The organism is Novosphingobium beihaiense (assembly GCF_022832375.1).
In the GTDB taxonomy this organism is placed as follows: domain Bacteria; phylum Pseudomonadota; class Alphaproteobacteria; order Sphingomonadales; family Sphingomonadaceae; genus Novosphingobium; species Novosphingobium beihaiensis.
This window is the reverse complement of the sequence record NZ_JALHLG010000044.1, coordinates 25,744-43,110: the sequence shown is the minus strand read 5'-3', so window position 1 is coordinate 43,110 and position 17,367 is coordinate 25,744. Positions and strand designations below refer to the sequence as shown.

13 protein-coding genes are annotated in these 17,367 nt (G+C 64.0%); 9 read left to right on the top strand and 4 right to left on the bottom strand.

All coding sequences use genetic code 11. The features are described from left to right. Positions 1–113: 113 nt before the first annotated feature. Together rpoC and rpoB are read right to left on the bottom strand one after the other, a co-directional pair. Positions 114–4,397, bottom strand: a complete 4,284-nt coding sequence (rpoC, locus tag MTR66_RS18250; RefSeq protein WP_243923639.1) for a DNA-directed RNA polymerase subunit beta' — start codon at positions 4,395–4,397, stop codon at positions 114–116. A gap of 70 nt (positions 4,398–4,467) precedes the next feature. Further along, a complete protein-coding gene (gene rpoB / locus MTR66_RS18245; RefSeq protein WP_243923637.1) occupies positions 4,468–8,625 on the bottom strand; it encodes a DNA-directed RNA polymerase subunit beta in 4,158 nt (1,385 codons plus the stop codon). Between the two features lie 480 nt (positions 8,626–9,105). Between rpoB and MTR66_RS18240 the strand changes: the two genes are divergently transcribed. Genes MTR66_RS18240 through MTR66_RS18225 form a run of 4 tightly spaced genes read left to right on the top strand, consistent with a single transcriptional unit; the run spans position 9,106 to position 10,641 of the window. Continuing rightward, the gene (locus MTR66_RS18240; RefSeq protein ID WP_243923636.1) at positions 9,106–9,273 is read left to right on the top strand and encodes a hypothetical protein; all 168 of its coding nucleotides are present in this window, start codon (positions 9,106–9,108) and stop codon (positions 9,271–9,273) included. 14 nt (positions 9,274–9,287) lie between these two features. Next, the gene (locus MTR66_RS18235) at positions 9,288–9,839 is read left to right on the top strand and encodes a DUF2975 domain-containing protein (protein WP_243923635.1); all 552 of its coding nucleotides are present in this window, start codon (positions 9,288–9,290) and stop codon (positions 9,837–9,839) included. After that, a complete protein-coding gene (locus tag MTR66_RS18230; RefSeq protein WP_243923634.1) occupies positions 9,839–10,396 on the top strand; it encodes a DUF2975 domain-containing protein in 558 nt (185 codons plus the stop codon). The genes MTR66_RS18235 and MTR66_RS18230 overlap by 1 nt, the downstream gene beginning before the upstream one ends. Then, positions 10,396–10,641 carry a helix-turn-helix domain-containing protein gene (locus MTR66_RS18225; protein WP_243923633.1) on the top strand — a complete coding sequence of 82 codons (246 nt, stop codon included), beginning with the start codon at positions 10,396–10,398 and terminating at the stop codon, positions 10,639–10,641. The genes MTR66_RS18230 and MTR66_RS18225 overlap by 1 nt, the downstream gene beginning before the upstream one ends. A 190-nt stretch (positions 10,642–10,831) precedes the next feature. Here MTR66_RS18225 and MTR66_RS18220 read toward each other — a convergent pair whose 3' ends face one another. Further along, positions 10,832–11,116 carry a hypothetical protein gene (locus MTR66_RS18220; protein ID WP_243923632.1) on the bottom strand — a complete coding sequence of 95 codons (285 nt, stop codon included), beginning with the start codon at positions 11,114–11,116 and terminating at the stop codon, positions 10,832–10,834. Positions 11,117–11,596: 480 nt separating this feature from the next. Between MTR66_RS18220 and rplJ the strand changes: the two genes are divergently transcribed. The 4 genes from rplJ (at position 11,597) to MTR66_RS18200 (ending at position 14,112) form a co-directional block, all read left to right on the top strand. Further along, positions 11,597–12,112 (top strand): 50S ribosomal protein L10, encoded by a 516-nt coding sequence (gene rplJ, locus MTR66_RS18215; RefSeq protein ID WP_243923631.1) that lies wholly within the window; start codon positions 11,597–11,599, stop codon positions 12,110–12,112. 87 nt (positions 12,113–12,199) lie between these two features. Next, on the top strand, positions 12,200–12,580 hold the full coding sequence (rplL, locus tag MTR66_RS18210; protein WP_243923630.1) for a 50S ribosomal protein L7/L12: 381 nt from the start codon (positions 12,200–12,202) through the stop codon (positions 12,578–12,580). A 156-nt stretch (positions 12,581–12,736) separates the two neighbouring features. After that, positions 12,737–13,645: a CHAD domain-containing protein gene (locus tag MTR66_RS18205; protein WP_243923629.1), complete on the top strand. Its 909-nt coding sequence runs from the start codon at positions 12,737–12,739 to the stop codon at positions 13,643–13,645. Next, complete coding sequence (locus MTR66_RS18200) at positions 13,642–14,112, top strand: CYTH domain-containing protein (RefSeq protein WP_243923628.1); 471 nt, start codon at positions 13,642–13,644, stop codon at positions 14,110–14,112. The genes MTR66_RS18205 and MTR66_RS18200 overlap by 4 nt, the downstream gene beginning before the upstream one ends. A 51-nt stretch (positions 14,113–14,163) precedes the next feature. Here the strand turns inward: MTR66_RS18200 and MTR66_RS18195 are convergent, their stop codons facing one another. After that, positions 14,164–16,425: a bifunctional diguanylate cyclase/phosphodiesterase gene (locus MTR66_RS18195; RefSeq protein WP_243923627.1), complete on the bottom strand. Its 2,262-nt coding sequence runs from the start codon at positions 16,423–16,425 to the stop codon at positions 14,164–14,166. Positions 16,426–16,606: 181 nt separating this feature from the next. Between MTR66_RS18195 and MTR66_RS18190 the strand changes: the two genes are divergently transcribed. Then, positions 16,607–17,338 carry a class I SAM-dependent methyltransferase gene (locus tag MTR66_RS18190; protein ID WP_243923626.1) on the top strand — a complete coding sequence of 244 codons (732 nt, stop codon included), beginning with the start codon at positions 16,607–16,609 and terminating at the stop codon, positions 17,336–17,338. The last annotated feature ends 29 nt before the right edge of the window (positions 17,339–17,367 follow it).

Genomic DNA, 17,367 nt, shown 5'->3' with positions numbered 1-17,367 from the left:
ACAAGTTCCTACCAGCCGGTAACCATCCTGGGCGGAAACGGCCGAGGCATGCAAAAAGCCCCGCCGGATCGTTCCGGCGGGGCTCTTCGTTTCGCTGCGATGGTGCGGGAGGCTTATTCGGCCTCGCCGTCCTTCGTCAGGTAATCGCCCGCATCGGCGTCGGTGCCGTGGGTCTCGCCCTCGACCGCCGCCAGCGGATCGTCACCCAGGTCGTCAAGCGGATCGCGCTGCAGCTCGGCCGCGTGCTCTTCCTCCGCCGTATCGGCGGCGATGAGCGCTTCCTGCATCTTGCGGTAGGACGCGCGCAGGGCGGCGTCCCGGCTCGATGCGGCAACGCGCACACGGTTCATGCCCGCGCCGGTGCCCGCCGGGATCAGGCGGCCGACGATGACGTTTTCCTTCAGACCGATCAGCGAGTCGCGCTTGCCCTCGACCGCCGCCTGCGTGAGCACGCGGGTGGTTTCCTGGAACGACGCGGCCGAGATGAACGAACGGGTCTGCAGCGAGGCCTTGGTGATGCCGAGCAGCACCGGCTTGCCTTCGGCGGGCTTCTGGCCCGGCTTCAGCTTGCTGTTGTACTCGTTCATTTCCTCGTAATCGACCTGCTCGCCCGCCAGCAGAGTGGTGTCGCCGCCGTCGGTGATCTCGACCTTCTGCAGCATCTGGCGAACGATCACCTCGATGTGCTTGTCGTTGATCTTCACGCCCTGCAAGCGGTAGACTTCCTGGATTTCCGCCACGAGGTATTCCGCCAGCGCCTCGACGCCGAGGACTTCGAGAATGTCGTGCGGATCGGGCGAGCCCGAGATCAGGTTGTCGCCTTTCTTGACGAAGTCGCCCTCCTGCACGTCGATCACGCGGCTCTTGGGGATCAGGTACTCGACCGGTTCGCCCTCTTCCGGAATGATCGCGATCTTGCGCTTGGCCTTGTAGTCACGCACGAACTCGATGCGGCCCGAGATCTTGGCGATGATCGAGTTGTCCTTCGGCTTGCGGGCCTCGAACAGCTCGGCAACGCGCGGCAGACCACCGGTGATGTCGCGGGTCTTAGCGGCTTCGCGCGAAGCACGGGCGATGATGTCGCCGGCCTCGACCGCCTGACCGTCCTCGACCGAGAGCGTGGCGCCCGGCGCCATCATGTAGCGCGCGGCCTCGCCCGACTGATCGTCGAGAAGGGTGATGCGCGGACGCAGGTCTTCCTTCTTCTTGGTGCGCGAGGACCGGTCCTCGGTCACCACGCGGCTGGTCATGCCGGTGGCATCGTCGACCTGCTCGGTCAGCGTGCGCTGGTCGATCAGGTCCTGATACTTCACCACACCCGCGGTTTCGGTGATGATCGGCAGCGTGAACGGGTCCCATTCGGCCAGGCGTTCGCCTTCCTTCACCGTGGCGCCGTCGGTGTGCAGCAGCACCGTGCCGTAAGGCACGCGGTGCATGGCGCGCTCGCGGCCCTCGGTGTCGATCACCACGACTTCGCCGTTGCGGGCGAGCGACAGGCGGCGGCCCCGCTTGTCGACGATCGTCGGGATGTCGCGGTACTGCACGGTGCCGTCGCAGATCGATTCCAGATGGCTGGTTTCGTTGAGCTGCGCGGCGCCGCCGATGTGGAAGGTACGCATGGTGAGCTGCGTGCCCGGTTCACCGATCGACTGCGCGGCGATGACGCCGACGGCCTCACCGATGTTGACCGGCGTACCGCGAGCAAGGTCACGGCCGTAGCACTTGGCGCACACGCCCTGTTCGGCTTCGCAGACCAGCGGCGAGCGGATGCGGGCCGACTGCACGCCGGCTTCCTCGATCTGCTTCACGGTGGGCTCGTCGAGCAGCGTGCCGTTGGGGACGATCACATTGCCGTCCTTGTCGGCGATGTCCTCGGCCAGGGTACGGCCCAGGATACGCTCGGCGAGCGAGGCGATGACCGAACCGCCCTGCACGATCGCGCGCATTTCCAGCGCCCGCTCGGTGCCGCAGTCCTCGACGACGACGACGCAGTCCTGCGACACGTCGACCAGACGGCGGGTCAGGTAGCCCGAGTTCGCCGTCTTGAGCGCGGTGTCGGCCAGCCCCTTACGGGCGCCGTGGGTCGAGTTGAAGTATTCAAGAACGGTCAGACCTTCCTTGAAGTTCGAGATGATCGGCGTTTCGATGATCTCGCCCGAAGGCTTGGCCATCAGGCCGCGCATACCGCCAAGCTGCTTCATCTGGGCCGGGCTGCCGCGGGCACCCGAGTGGCTCATCATGTAGATCGAGTTGATCTGTGCCTGACGGCCGGTCTCGGGATCGACCGGAAGCGCTTTCAGCTCTTCCATCATGGCGTTCGCCACCTGGTCGCCGCAGCGGCTCCAGGCGTCGATCACCTTGTTGTACTTTTCCTGCTGGGTGATCAGGCCGTCCTGGTACTGCTGCTCGTAGTCGGCCACCAGGTCCTTGGTCTCGCCGACCAGGGCTTCCTTCGATTCCGGAATGATCATGTCATCCTTGCCGAAGGAGATGCCGGCCTTGAACGCGTGGCGGAAACCAAGGCTCATGATGGCGTCGGCGAAGAGCACCGTGTCCTTCTGGCCGGTGTGGCGGTAGACCTGGTCGATGACGTCGCCGATTTCCTTCTTGGTGAGAAGGCGGTTGACGACGTCGAACGGCACCGTGTGGCTCTTCGGCAGGCATTCGCCGATCAGCATGCGGCCCGGGGTGGTCTCAAACCGCTTCATGTACTGCTCGCCGTTCTCGTCGGTCTGCGGCACGCGGGCCTCGATCTTCGAGTGCAGCGTCACCGAGCCGTTGTAGAGCGCCTGATGCACTTCGGCCATGTCGGCAAACTTCATGCCTTCGCCCGGCTCGCCAGTGCGGTCCATCGAGAGGTAGTAGAGGCCGAGGACCATATCCTGCGACGGCACGATGATCGGCTTGCCGTTCGCGGGCGAGAGGATGTTGTTGGTCGACATCATCAGCACGCGTGCTTCGAGCTGGGCTTCCAGCGAAAGCGGCACGTGGACGGCCATCTGGTCACCGTCGAAGTCGGCGTTGAAGGCCGAGCAGACGAGCGGGTGCAGCTGGATCGCCTTGCCCTCGATCAGGACCGGTTCGAAGGCCTGGATGCCGAGGCGGTGCAGCGTCGGCGCGCGGTTCAGCATGACCGGGTGCTCGCGAATGACTTCGTCGAGGATGTCCCAGACTTCCTTGCGCTCCTTCTCGACCCACTTCTTGGCCTGCTTCAGGGTCATCGAGAGACCCTTGGCATCGAGGCGGGCGTAGATGAACGGCTTGAACAGTTCGAGCGCCATCTTCTTGGGCAAGCCGCACTGGTGCAGCTTGAGTTCCGGACCGGTCACGATGACCGAACGGCCCGAATAGTCGACGCGCTTGCCGAGCAGGTTCTGACGGAAGCGGCCCTGCTTGCCCTTGAGCATGTCGGACAGCGACTTGAGCGGACGCTTGTTGGCGCCGGTGATGACGCGGCCGCGGCGGCCGTTGTCGAACAGGGCGTCCACCGATTCCTGCAGCATGCGCTTTTCGTTGCGCACGATGATGTCCGGCGCGCGCAGCTCGATCAGGCGCTTGAGACGATTGTTGCGGTTGATCACGCGGCGGTAGAGGTCGTTGAGGTCCGACGTCGCGAAGCGGCCGCCGTCCAGCGGCACCAGCGGGCGCAGTTCGGGCGGAATGACCGGAACGACTTCGAGGATCATCCATTCGGGGCGGTTGCCCGAATCGATGAACGATTCGACGACCTTGAGGCGCTTGATGATCTTCTTGGGCTTGAGCTCCGACTTGGTCGTCTCAAGCTCCTGCAGCAAGTCGGCGCGTTCCTGCTCAAGGTCGAGTTCCATGAGCATCTGCTTGACCGCCTCGGCGCCGATCCCGGCGGAGAAAGCGTCCTCGCCGTACTCGTCCTGCGCGTCGAGCATCTCGTCTTCGGTGAGAAGCTGGTACTTCTCCAGCGGGGTCAGGCCCGGCTCGATGACGATGTAGCTTTCGAAGTAGAGCACGCGCTCAAGCTGCTTGAGCTGCATGTCCAGCAGCAGGCCGATGCGCGAGGGCAGCGACTTGAGGAACCAGATGTGCGCGACCGGCGCGGCCAGCTCGATGTGGCCCATACGCTCGCGGCGCACCTTGGTGACGGTGACTTCGACGCCGCACTTCTCGCAGACGACGCCCTTGTACTTCATGCGCTTGTACTTGCCGCAAAGGCACTCGTAGTCCTTCACCGGGCCGAAGATGCGTGCGCAGAACAGGCCGTCGCGTTCGGGCTTGAACGTGCGGTAGTTGATCGTTTCCGGCTTCTTGATCTCGCCGAAGGACCACGAACGGATACGCTCAGGGGAAGCGAGGCCGATCTGGATCTGGTCGAAGGTTTCGGGCTTCGCCATCTGGTTTGTGAACTTGGTCAGGTCGTTCATAGTTCAATTCCCATTGAAGGGTGAATTCGTCGGAGCGGAAAGGGAGGGCGGCGCCGCCGCCCTGTCCTTGTTACTCCGCCGCCTCGGGCAGCATGTCGTCGCCATCTTCGTCGTCGAGGCTCTTGAGCTCGACGTTGAGGCCCAGCGAGCGCATTTCCTTGACGAGAACGTTGAAGCTCTCGGGAATGCCGGCCTCGAAGGTGTCGTCGCCCTTGACGATCGCTTCGTAGACCTTGGTACGGCCGACCACGTCGTCGGACTTCACCGTCAGCATTTCCTGCAAGGTATAGGCGGCGCCGTAGGCCTGGAGCGCCCAGACCTCCATTTCACCGAAGCGCTGGCCGCCGAACTGCGCCTTACCGCCCAGCGGCTGCTGGGTGACGAGCGAGTAGGGGCCGATCGAACGCGCGTGGATCTTGTCGTCGACAAGGTGGTGCAGCTTGAGCACGTACTTCATGCCCACTGTCACCTTGCGGTCGAAACGATCACCGGTGCGGCCGTCGAAGAGGTCCACCTGGCCCGATTCGTCGAGCCCGGCAAGCCGCAGCATGGCCGAAACGTCCGCTTCCACCGCGCCGTCGAACACCGGAGTGCCCATCGGCACGCCCTTGCGCACGTTGTTCGCCAGTTCGACGATCTGCTCCGGCGTGCGGGCTTCGATATCCTCGGCGTAGTTGTCGCCGTAGATCTCTTTCAGCACGTCCTTCACCGCTTCGGGCGGCTCGCCCGCGACCGGATCGGGATTGGCGGCGCGCCACGCGTCGAGCGCATCGGCCACCTTGCGGCCCAGACCGCGCGCGGCCCAGCCCAGGTGCGTTTCGAAGATCTGCCCGACGTTCATGCGCGAAGGCACACCCAGCGGGTTGAGCACGAAGTCGACCGGGGTGCCGTCTTCGAGGAAGGGCATGTCTTCCTGCGGCAGGATGCGGCTGATGATGCCCTTGTTACCGTGACGGCCGGCCATCTTGTCGCCCGGCTGCAGCTTGCGCTTCACAGCCACGAAGACCTTGACCATCTTGAGCACGCCCGGGGCAAGTTCGTCGCCGCGTTCGAGCTTTTCCTTGCGGTCCTCGAACTTCTCCTGGATCGCCTTGACGGTCGCGTCGTACTGGGTCTTCACCGCTTCGAGCTGGCCCTGCATGTGGTCGTCCGCGACGGCGAACTTCCACCATTCGTGCTTTTCGGCTTCGGCGAGGACTTCGGCAGTGATCTCCACGCCCTTCTTCACGCCCTTCGGCGCGGAAGCGGCGGTCTGGCCGAGCAGCATTTCCTGCAGACGGTTGTAGGTCGCGCGGTTAAGGATCGCGCGTTCGTCCTCACGGTCCTTGGCGAGGCGTTCGATTTCCTCGTTCTGGATCGCGCGGGTACGGTCGTCGATCTCGATACCGTGGCGGTTGAACACGCGCACGTCGACGATGGTGCCGGCCACGCCCGGGGGCAGGCGGAGCGAGGTGTCGCGCACGTCGCTGGCCTTTTCGCCGAAGATGGCGCGCAGCAGCTTTTCTTCCGGCGTCATCGGGCTTTCGCCCTTCGGCGTGATCTTGCCGACGAGGATGTCACCCGGGTGCACTTCGGCGCCGATGTAGACGATGCCCGCCTCGTCGAGGTTGCGCAGGGCTTCCTCGCCGACGTTGGGGATGTCGCGGGTGATGTCTTCCGGGCCCAGCTTGGTGTCGCGGGCCATGACCTCGAACTCGTCGATGTGGATCGAGGTGAAGACGTCGTCTTTCACGATCCGCTCGGAGATGAGGATGGAGTCCTCGTAGTTGTAGCCGTTCCAGGGCATGAACGCGACGAGCACGTTGCGGCCCAGCGCCAGTTCGCCGAATTCGGTCGAGGGACCGTCGGCAATGGTGTCGCCCTTGCGGATCAGATCGCCCACCTTCACCAGCGGACGCTGGTTGATGCAGGTCGACTGGTTCGAGCGTTCGAACTTCTGCAGGCGGTAGATGTCGACGCCGGACTTGCCGGGTTCGATATCGCCGCTGGCGCGGATGACGATACGGGTTGCATCGACCTGGTCGACCACGCCGTCGCGCAGCGCCGAGATCGCCGCGCCCGAATCGCGCGCCACGGTCTCTTCCATGCCGGTGCCGACGAACGGAGCGTCCGCCTTCACGAGCGGCACGGCCTGACGCTGCATGTTCGAGCCCATCAGAGCGCGGTTGGCGTCGTCGTTTTCCAGGAACGGAATGAGCGAGGCGGCGACCGAGACGAGCTGCTTGGGTGAAACGTCCATCAGCGTGATCTGGTCGGACGGGCTCATGATGAACTCGCCGTTCTGGCGGGCCGAGATGAGATCCTCGACGAACATGCCTTCATCGTTGAGCATGGCCGAAGCCTGCGCCACGGTGTGCTTCTGCTCTTCCATGGCCGAGAGGTAGATCACCTCGCCGGTCACCTTGCCGTCGATCACCTTGCGGTACGGCGTCTCGATGAAGCCGTACTTGTTGACGCGGGCAAAGGTGGAGAGCGAGTTGATCAGACCGATGTTCGGGCCTTCTGGCGTTTCAATCGGGCAGATGCGGCCATAGTGGGTGGGGTGAACGTCGCGGACTTCGAAGCCCGCGCGCTCACGGGTAAGACCGCCCGGCCCAAGTGCCGAAACGCGGCGCTTGTGGGTGACTTCCGACAGCGGGTTGGTCTGGTCCATGAACTGCGAGAGCTGGCTGGAGCCGAAGAACTCGCGAACGGCGGCCACGGCGGGCTTGGCGTTGATGAGGTCGTTCGGCATCACGGTCGACACGTCGACCGAGCTCATGCGTTCCTTGACGGCGCGCTCCATGCGCAGCAGGCCGACGCGGTACTGGTTTTCCAGCAGCTCGCCCACCGAACGCACGCGGCGGTTGCCGAGGTTGTCGATGTCGTCGATCTCGCCCTTGCCGTCCTTGAGGTTCACCAGTTCCTTGACCACGGCGAGGATATCCTCGGTGCGCAGGGTGGTGACGGTGTCCTCGGCATCGAGGCCGAGGCGCATGTTCAGCTTGACGCGGCCGACGGCCGAAAGGTCATAACGGTCGCCGTCGAAGAACAGGCCTTCGAACAGCGCTTCGGCGGTTTCCTTCGTCGGCGGTTCGCCCGGGCGCATGACCTTGTAGATCGCCTCAAGGCCCATGTCGCGGTTTTCGGCCTTGTCGGCCTTCATGGTGTTGCGGATCCACGGGCCGGTGTTGACGTCGTCGATGTCGAGCAGGTTGAGCTGGTCGATCCCGGCGGCGTCGAGCGCTTCGAGGTTTTCCGGGGTCACTTCGTCGCCCGCCTCGATGTAGATGCGGCCGGTCGACTCGTCGATCATGTCCTCGGCGACATAGCGGCCGAAGATTTCCTCGGTCGGGATGAGGAGTTCTTCAAGACCGTCTTTCTGCGCCTTGTTGGCAGCGCGCGGGCTGATCTTGTGACCGGCGCCGAACACCACTTCGCCCGACTTGGCATCGACGATGTCGAACGCGGGCTTCAGGCCGCGCCAGGCTTCGGGCGTGTAAGGCAGGCGCCAGCCGCCTTCGCCGCGCTTCCAGGTGACGGTTTCGTAAAAGTGGTCGAGGATGGCTTCACTGTCGAGGCCCAGGGCATAGAGCAGCGAGGTGACCGGCAGCTTGCGCTTGCGGTCGATACGCACGTTGACGATGTCCTTGGCGTCGAACTCGAAGTCCAGCCAGGAACCGCGGTAGGGAATCACGCGGGCAGCGAAGAGGAACTTGCCCGAGGAGTGCGTCTTGCCGCGGTCATGGTCGAAAAGCACGCCCGGCGAACGGTGCATCTGCGAGACGATCACGCGCTCGGTGCCGTTGATGAAGAAGGTGCCGTTCTCGGTCATGAGCGGCATGTCGCCCATGTAGACGTCCTGCTCCTTGATATCGAGGACGGAGCGGGTCTCGGTCTCGGCGTCGACCTCGAACACGATCAGGCGCAGCGTGACCTTCATCGGGGCTGCGTAAGTGATGCCGCGCTGGCGGCATTCGGTCACGTCGTACTTCGGGTCTTCCAGCTCGTAGTGGACGAAGTCCAGCTCGCTGGTGCCCGCGAAGTCGCGGATCGGGAAGACCGAGCGCAGCGTCTTTTCCAGGCCCGAAACATAGCCGATCGAAGGATCGGAGCGCAGGAACTGCTCGTAGCTTTCGCGCTGAACCTCGATGAGGTTGGGCATCTGGACGACTTCGTGGATGTCGCCGAAGATCTTGCGGATACGCTTCTTGGCAGAGCGTCCGGTATCGAGGGGCTTGGTCGCCATGTGGGTCTGTTGCCTCTTCGCTTCTTGATCGGAAGGACCGATTCGCGATGAAGGGTCCTTGATAAATTTCGTCGTCGCGAGAACGATTCCTCCGCCGGAAAAGCGGATCACCCGAAGCACCAAAAGGCCGCCGGCATGCAAGGAATCCCTTCGGAAAGGGTTCGATGCGGCCTGCAGCCTCATGCGTCAGATGGACACCCGGATCGCTTCCTTCCTGAGCGTGTCCCCGCGCATGGACCCGCCTTGCTCGAAGCGCCGAGCAGGGGCCGCATATAGAAGCCCGCCCCTGCCGTGTCAAACCGCCCTACAGGCCGTGCGGCGCCCGGGAGCGCCCGGGAGCGCCTGCGCCGCAGCGCCACCCGCAGAGGAGACATTTTCCGTAGATCGATCTGGGCAATATCGTTTTTCGATATTATCGTTTGACAATAAGGCGACTCGCCCTTATTGAATTTCGATATGACGCATATCGGAGAACGTGAAATGACACTGCAAAAGGCCCGGGGCGGCTTTCGCCCCTTCGCTGTTGTCCTGGCGCTCGCAGCCACGACGGCTTTCTGGCTTCCCACCGTCGCGGTGCGCCCGGCGGCAACCGCTCCGGCGGTCGTGGTCGTGACCTCGCCGGGCGCTTTCGTCCCGGCGCTGATGTGACGGGAGGCCGGGGCATGACATCCATCAGGCAAGATCCGTTGCTGGCCGTGGCCAAGGGCATCCTGTGGTTCCTGATGGGAGTCATGGCCCTCAGCGCACTGGCCTGTCTGCTGGCGGTGCCCACCGTCTTCTTCATGCGCGATCACATCGCCGCCGATCTGCTGAAGGATGCGCCCGGCCTGCCGCTCATGCAGTTCGTCGGCCTCGTTATGGCGGCCTGCCTGCTGGGCGCGGTTCTGCTGGCTTTGCTGTTCCGCGTGTTCCAGCTGCTCAAGCAGATCGTCGATACCGTGGGTCAGGGCGATCCTTTCGTGCCGGACAATGCCCGGCGGCTGACGCGGATGGCGTGGCTCACGCTGGCCGTCCAGTTCGCGAGCCTGCCGATCGGCGGCATCGCCCTGTGGATCCACAATGTTACCGAGGGTACGGAGGCCGACCCGTTCGGCGGTCAGGGCGGTGCCAGTTTCGATGGCAACGGCCTGCTGCTCGTCCTGATTCTCTTCATCCTTGCCCGCGTGTTCCGCAAAGGAGCCGAGATGCGCGCCGAACTGGAAGGAACCGTGTAATGACGCTGGGATTGAGCTTTCTCTTCGAGCGCACCCCTTCGGGCGAGACCTGGTGCCGGAGCCTGCAGGACCCGCTGCTCGTCGCAGCCGTCGTGGTTCTGGTGGCGGCTCTCATCGGCGTGGGCGTGACGATGGCGGCGGCTTTCGCCGGTCTGGTAGTGACGATGACCACGGCCTCGCCGATCGGTCATGCCCTGTCCGATCCGGCCTGGGACCCGGTCGCGGCGATGATTTTCGCGCTGGTGGCGCTCTCGGTGATCGCGGGCGGGATCGGCAATGTGCTCCAGATCGTTGCCAGCGTGGCCGCGCGCAATCCCTTCGAGCGCGCCAATGCCCGGCGTATCGAGCGGCTGGGCTGGCGCGTCGCCGAACTCTGGGCGATCGGCTGGATCGCGCGCTGGCTGGACGTGCCGGTGGGCGGCACGATCAACGGGTTCGACATTTCCGTCGATCTCGGTGGCGGCAATACCCTGGCTTTTGCGCTGGTGCTGTTCGTGCTGGCCCGTGTGTTCCGGCATGGCAACCGCCTGCAGGACGAAGTCGAAGGAACCGTGTGATGGGCGCGGACGGCACCGAAGCGGAAGGAACCCGGATCGTGGTGAAGCTTGACGACCTGCTCTACGCCCGCCGTATGACGCTCACCGAACTGGCCGAGCGGATCGGCATCACGCTGGCCAATCTCTCGATCCTCAAGACCGGCAAGGCCAAGGCGATCCGCTTTTCGACGCTGGAGGCGATCTGCCGGGAGCTGGATTGCCAGCCCGGCGATCTGCTGGGGTATCAGGAAGCTGCGGGCGAATAGCGCGGGCAGCCGCTGCAAACCGGAAAGGAGCTCCCAGAGTCCGTTTGGAAATTCGCTGGAAGCGAATTTCGCGGCACCGGCCCGCTCCCCCACCTAGCCGCCCATTGGCAGTATCCTGTGGGAGGCCGGGTGGGGGAGCGGGCCGGTGCCGCACGGAAAACGCCCGAATGGGCATTTCCCAAACAGCCCCTCAGACTGTAAAGTCGAAGAGGGCCCCTTTCTCGTTCAGGGGCTCGTCGGAATAGGCTCTGGCGATGACTTGCGCGGCCGCCTGTTCCCAGTCGAGCCGCAAGGCTGCTTCGGCTTCGTTTTCCGGGGCATCGTGGTGCGCGAAGAACATCGGCTTGAAGCCGTTGGCGTCTTCGGGGCCATAGCGCTTGGGCGGGGCGGCATTGTTCACCGTTACCGGTATGGCCTTGGGATAGGCCACGCCCCCTACGGAAAAAGGCACAGGCTGATACCTGATCGCACGCATGAGAACCGCCTCCTGGCTGTCCATGCCCCCCGTAAGAAAGGGAGGTTGGCATGAGCGCATTAACAGATGGCAAGTCATGGATTGCGTGTAAATACGTACAATTGGGTAGGCACCACGGCAAGAGGATGACGCGCCCCGGAATTTTGCCGTAAAAGGCACGGCGAGTGCGGCCTCGCGGCTTGACTCTTGCGGGCATTTGCGCCAATGGCCCGCCCCGACCGGCCGGTTCGAGAGATCGCAACCGTGCCGTTCATCCGTCCGAGACCGCTGCTGAGGGCTTCCCTCTTAATTCGCAGCCTAGACGGGGAACAGGAAATTTTCCGGCCCTTCGCTCCCTGGAGCCAGGTGCCATCCTCGCGTTTCGGCGCGAAACTCCTTCCCCATCGAACGGACTCGCCCGTGATGCTTCGGTATCGCGGACAAACGTAGCCGGCCGTGCGGGGCACCCGTCCCAAACGGTCACATGTGAAGGAGTAAGGCATGGATCGTTCGCAGAAAGCCGATTCGGTCGCCCAGCTCAACGCGGTCTTCAACGAGGTCGGCGTGGTGGTCATCACCCGCAACCTCGGCATGACGGTGGCCCAGTCCACCGAACTGCGCACGAAGATCCGGGAAGCCGGTGCGTCGTACAAGGTTGCGAAGAACCGTCTTGCCAAGATTGCCATCGCGGATACCGACTATGCCGGTATCGGCGACTTCCTGAGCGGCCCGACGGCCATCGCCACTTCGGTGGACCCCGTCGCAGCCGCCAAGGCCGTCGTCGAATTCGCCAAGACGACCGACAAGATCGAAATCGTCGGCGGCGCGATGGGCCCGAATGTTCTGGATGCCGAAGGTGTAAAGGCTCTCGCCTCGATGCCCTCGCTCGACGAACTTCGCGCCAAGCTCATTGGTCTCGTCCAGGCCCCGGCCACGAAGATCGCTCAGCTCTCGACCGCTCCGGCGGCCAAGCTGGCCCGCGTCTTCGGCGCCTACGCCGCGAAGGACGCTGCCTGAGCCGCAGCTCGGTAACACGTTTCGAAACGATTTATCCCGGTTTGCGGCATGAGGCCCGCCGGGACCACAGATCAGGAGTAAAGTATCATGGCCGATATCGCCAAGCTTGTTGAAGAACTGTCGCAGCTGACCGTCCTTGAGGCGGCTGACCTCGCCAAGGCCCTGGAAGAAGCATGGGGCGTTTCCGCCGCTGCTGCCGTGGCCGTTGCCGCTCCCGCCGCTGGCGGTGGTGACGCCGGTGCCGCTGCTGCCGAGAAGGACGAATTCGACGTCGTTCTGACCGGCGACGGTGGCAAGAAGATCCAGGTCATCAAGGAAGTCCGCGCCATCACCGGTCTGGGCCTCGCCGAAGCCAAGGCTCTCGTCGAAGGTGCTCCGAAGGCCGTCAAGGAAGGCGCTTCCAAGGCGGAAGCCGAAGAAATCAAGGCGAAGATCGAAGCAGCCGGCGGCACCGTCGAGCTCAAGTAATCTTCTGCCGGTTCTTCACCGGACGAAAAATGGGAAGGGCGGCTCCACCGGGGCCGCCCTTTTCATTTGCCTGCCGCCCAAGCTAAACATTGCAATTCCATGACAATCCGGGGCATTGTCTTGCCTGTGTAACCAGACCGCCTTCTTGGGGCACCGATGGCCTACAGATTCAGACTCGGAGACCGCACCGTCAAGCGGGCGGTGCATCGTATCGCCTGCGAGCAGATCGATGGCGCCCTTGCCGCGATTGCGGGCAAGCCCCGCGACAAGGCGATCCACGAGGTTCGCAAGGCCTGCAAGAAGCTGCGCGCGCTGCTGCGCCTCGTGCGGCCAGGCTTTCCCGGCTATAGTTATGAAAACACGGCTTTTCGCGATATAGCGCGCCTGCTGGCATTTACGCGCGATGCCCGGGTGATGCTCGACACATTCGATTTGCTGCTGGCCGGTGCGCCGGAGGACTTCGACCGGGCGCAGGCGCTGTTCCTGCGCGCGCACTTTGCACAGGCGTTGGAGCAGCCAGGCGTTGAGGACGCTGCGGATGCGCGGCTGGAGGAAGTTCGCGGGCTGCTGCGGCTGGCGCGCGAACGGGCCTTGGGCTGGACGCTGGAGCAGGAAGGCTGGGACGCACTTGGCCCCGGCCTCGGCAAAGTGCTGGACCAGGCGGGCAGGGCCCGCCGGGCGGTGGCGCGAAACCCCGGGGCCGCGCAGTATCATGAACTGCGCAAGCGCATGAAATACCACTGGTATCATACGCGCCTTCTGGAACCGGTGTGGCCGGAGCTGATGAAGCCGCGCGCGGCGGAACTCAGCCGCCTGGCCGATCTGCTGGGGCTGCATCATGATATCTGCATGTTCGAACAGCGGCTTGAGACATGCCTGCCGGGGTCCCGTTATGGCCATTCCGCGGCGGCGCTGCGCGGTCTGGCCGCGGACCGCCGCAAGCAGCTCGAACGCGATACCGCCCCCGCCGTGGCGAAACTTCTGGCACAGGAAACGGAGGCACTGATGGATCATTGGGGCAGGCTGTGGGCCGTCTGGCGGGCCGGGGGAAAACCGGCGGCATGACCATCGAAATCGAGCGCAAGTTCCTCATCGCAGACGATGCCTGGCGGGCGCAGGTCACGGGCCAGAAGCACATTCGTCAGGCTTATCTTTCGGACAGCGGCGGGGCGAGCGTGCGCGTCCGGGTGGTGGACGGAAGCAGTGCGAAGCTGACGGTCAAGGGTGCCACGCGCACCGATGGGCCGGCTCTTTCCCGCGCCGAATTCGAATATACTATCCCTGTCGAGGATGCACTGGCGATGCTGGAGCTGCGGACGGGGCGGGTTCTGGAGAAAACGCGCCATCTGGTGCCTGCCGGACCCGGGCGGACGTGGGAAGTGGACGTCTTCGCCGGCGCGCTGGAAGGGCTTGTCCTGGCGGAAATCGAACTCGACCGGGCGGATGAGGATGTCCCGCAGCCCGAATGGCTGGGGCGGGAAGTGACCGGCGATCCGCAATACAGCAATACCGCGCTGGCCAAGGGCGGCTGAAGCAGCTGAAGTGCCTGGGCGGGCTGGTGCCCCGCCCTTTCAAGCGGGATCTCAGGCTTGCTGGCGCAAGGCGGTGTGCGGTTCGAACAGGGCTTGCACGCGTTCAACGGGCATCGGCATGCCGGTCAGGAAGCCCTGGAATTCCATGCACCCGGCCTTGGTCAGGAGGCGGCGCTGTTCTTCGGTCTCCACACCCTCGGCAATGACGCCGAGGTTGAACGACCGGGCCAGTTTCACGATGGCGCTCACCAGTCCGTTGACTTCCTCGCTCTGGCCGAGATCGGCCACGAAGCTCTGGTCGATCTTGATCTTGTCGACCCGGAAGCGGTGCAGCAGGCTGAGGCTGGAATAGCCGGTCCCGAAATCGTCGAGCACGATCGAGAAGCCCAGGCGGCGCAGGATTTCGAAGTTCTCGGCCGTGGCTGGACCGTCTCCCAGCAGGGCGGTTTCGGTCAGCTCGATCTCGTAGCGCGAAGGATCGATTCCGGCTCTGGCCGCAAGTTGCATGACCTGCGCGGCATAGCCCGCCGTGCGCATCTGGATGGCGGACACGTTGATCGCGATGCGCATGTCCTGCCAATGCGCGGTTTCTGCGAAGACGCGGCGCATCACGAATTCGCCGATCGCCATGATCAGGCCGGTTTCCTCCGCCAGTGGGATGAAGGCTGCCGGTGATATTTCGCCCAGCTCGGGGTGCGTCCAGCGCAGCAGCGCTTCCACGGCGGGAACGTTCCCGTCCACGTCGACCTGCGGCTGATAGACCATGTGGAAGCTGCCGTTAGTCAGCGCGGCCCGCAAGTTGTCTTCCATCGTCCGGCGGGTCCGGGCGGCTTCGTCCATGCCCGGTTCGAAGAAGCTCACGCAGCCCTTGCCGTCGGCTTTCGAGCGGTAGAGCGCCATGTCCGCACGCCGCAGGATGACGGACGGATCGGCCTTGCCGTCTTCGGCCAGGGCGACGCCGATCGAGCAGCCGACATCGATCGAGCAGCGCACACCGTGCGCACAGCTGCTTTCGATCACACCTTCTTCGCACTGCATCGGCCGCATGATCGTGCGCAGGCAACGGTCGGCCAGATCCTCGGCGGCCTGGCGATCCTGCACCGGGCTGACCAGAACGAATTCGTCGCCACCGAGCCGGGCGGTAAACGCGCCGCTGAACGTGGCCGACGCGTCCTGCAGGCGTTCGGCCAATGTCTGAAGCAGGCAATCCCCGGCATAGTGTCCCAGCGTGTCGTTCACTTCCTTGAACCGGTCCAGATCGACGGCGAGCACGGCCAGCATGGGCGTGTCATGGCCGACAGAGGCCAGCAGAGACGGCAGGCGTTCGAATAGCAGCGCGCGGTTGGGAACACCGGTGAGCTGATCGTGATAGCCCAGATGCTTGGCCTGTTCCTCGCTGAGGATCAGGTCATCGACGATTTTTCCGCTGCGCCGGATCAGCACCCAGCCCGCGAAAGCCAGCAGCATGAGCGCAGCCAGCAGCGGCCAGCGGAGCTGTTCGAACAGCAGCATGCCCGGCCGCCGGGGCGTCCAGGCGAGAGCGGCGATTTCGTGGCCTGTGGGAGAGTTGAGGCGGAAATAGGCCTTGCCCATCATGTTCGAACCGGCGGCCACGATTTCCAGATCGTCGACCAGATAGCGCGAGGCAAAGGAGTCCAGCAGCGTTTCGCCGATCGGCATCGCGGTGATGGCGATGGGCGCGCGGGGGCCTTTGGGAAGATCGTGTCCCAGATCCGGCTGGATCAGGGTGGCGATCACGATATAGACCGTGCCGCCAACCCGCGCGAGGCCGTTGGCCTGGATCGGACTGGTGACTGTGACCTGCTTCCCGGCGGGAGCCGGTTTGATCGGAGGGCGCCGGGCTTCCGCCTGGCGCACCGGCTGAATCAGTTCCGCCGCGACCGTTTCGAACGGCCGGAACGTGTCAAACCCGGCATGCTTGCCGTTTACCGACGCGTAGAGAACTTTGCCTGCGCCATCGACGAAGAACGTGTGTGTCACGCCGTTGAAGGTATAGAGCTGCGAGCCGAAATTGATGTCGGCGAAAGAGACGTCGAATTCGTGGTCCAGCTTCCGGATCGACTTGTCCCAGTCGGACTGGGGGACGAGCACATTCTCGTACTGTTCGACCTGGCGCTGAAAGCCCTGTTCCACCATGTGCTGTTCGCGCTGGGTGGCGGTGCCGTCGAAGCGCAGGATCAGGAATGTGGTCAGCAGCACCAGCAGGACCAGCGAGCCGAAGGTCATGCTGGCGACAGGCACCAGCAAGCGCCGCCGTCGCGTATTCCCGGCAATGGCTGGCTTGACGATCAAAAATCCGGACCCTGCTTCTCTGCTCCGTCCGCGGGCAAGCGGCGGATCGCCGGTAATATGACAATGTCGCTAAGGAAACGCTAAGGCCTGTCATGGGGGATTGGCGGGTATCGGGCGGCACCGGCGAACATTTGCCGCATCTCTCTTTGCCTGCGCGCCAATTGCGCCTAAAGCCCGGCGCATGAGCGATACCGTTTCCTTCGGCTACGAAGAGATCGATGCCGGCGAGAAGGAGCAGCGCGTCGGCGCCGTCTTCTCCTCCGTCGCGCGCAAGTACGACGTGATGAACGATGCCATGTCGGTGGGCATGCACCGTTTGTGGAAGGACAAGTTCGTGCGCCGGGTGAAACCGCGCGACGGCGAGCAGATCCTCGACATGGCGGGCGGCACCGGCGACATCGCCTTCCGCATGGCCGAGCGCGGCGCTTCGATCACCGTGTCGGACATCAATCAGGACATGCTCGATGTCGGCATCGAGCGCGCGATGGAGCGGGGGCTCGACGGCCTCGTCTGGTCGCGCCAGAACGCCGAGGAGCTGACCTTCCCCGATCGTTTCTTCGATGCCTATACGATCGCCTTCGGCATCCGCAATGTGACGCATATCGACAAGGCGCTGGCCGAGGCGTTCCGCGTGCTAAAGTACGGCGGGCGGTTCTTCTGCCTTGAATTCTCGTCCACCGAATGGCCGGGCTTCAAGGAAGTCTACGACAGCTATTCGCACAAGCTGGTGCCCAAGATCGGCCAGATGATCGCGGGCGACGCGGATTCCTACCGCTACCTGATCGAATCGATTCGCCGTTTCCCGCCGATGCCCGAATTCGAAGCGATGATTCGCAAGGCCGGGTTCAAGCACACCAAAGTCGAGCCGATCATGGGCGGGCTGGTGGCGATCCACTCGGGGTGGAAGGTCTAAAGAGTGATCTTCACAGGAAGTCGTGAAGC